Source organism: Alcanivorax sp. HI0044 (genome assembly GCF_001634945.1).
On sequence record NZ_LWEZ01000594.1, the window covers coordinates 1 to 912 of the forward strand.

Below are 912 nucleotides of genomic sequence, written 5' to 3' on the forward strand. Positions count from 1 at the left end.
TTTCCCGCCCAGCTGGATTTCCCGCTTCTTTACTACCTTTTTGGCATTGATGCCTTGTTTGCGCAGTTCGGCGCGCACCAAGGCGGGCCCTTTGCCGCTGGTTTCCCCTTTTACGCGGGTTCCCTTGCGATCTATGCCTTCATAAACGAAGGTTGCGGTTTTTTGTTGTGCTGCTGCTTTTGTCGCCATAATTTAGTGTCCGCTAGTCACACGGTTGACTTCTTCAAGGCTGGTAACGCCCTGTATTGCCTTCATCAAGCCGGAACGGTGAAGGTCGTTGAAGCCTTCTTTTCGGCACTGGTCGGCAATTTCAATGGAGTTCCCTTCTTCCATAATGATGCGGGCAATGCCATCGGTGATTTTGACCACCTCATAGACCCCCACGCGCCCCTTGTACCCGTTTTTGCATTTTTCACAGCCTTGCGGCCCGTAAACAGTAAACCCGGTTGTGATGTCGTCTTCCGTGAAACCTATCTCAAGCAGAGATTGTTTCGGTATTTCCACAGCTGTTTTGCAGTGCTCACAAAGTCGCCGTGCGAGCCGCTGGGCAATAATCAGAATGACCGATGTGGCAATATTGAACGAGGGTACCCCCATATTGCGTAGGCGTGTCAGGGTTTCCGGTGCACTGTTGGTATGCAGGGTGGAAAGCACCAAGTGCCCGGTTTGCGCCGCTTTGACGGCAATATTCGCTGTTTCCAGATCCCGGATCTCACCTACCAGAATTACATCTGGATCCTGGCGCAGGAAAGCGCGAAGGGCAGAGGAGAACTCCATCCCCTGTTTGGGGTTGACGTTCACCTGGTTAACGCCTTCCAGGTTGATTTCTACCGGGTCTTCCGCCGTAGAAATATTGCGCTCTGGGGTGTTCAGGATATTCACCCCGGTATAGAGCGAGACGGTCTTCCCGGA

At 52.7% G+C, this 912-nt stretch carries 1 protein-coding gene and 1 pseudogene; both read right to left on the reverse strand.

The features are described 5' to 3' along the window. Positions 1-189 (reverse strand): annotated as a pseudogene (locus tag A3730_RS07150) (type II secretion system F family protein); the annotation flags it as partial. Positions 190-192: 3 nt separating this feature from the next. Further along, positions 193-912, reverse strand: a 720-nt coding sequence (locus A3730_RS07155; RefSeq protein WP_197477346.1) for an ATPase, T2SS/T4P/T4SS family, incomplete at its 5' end; no start/stop codon positions are given.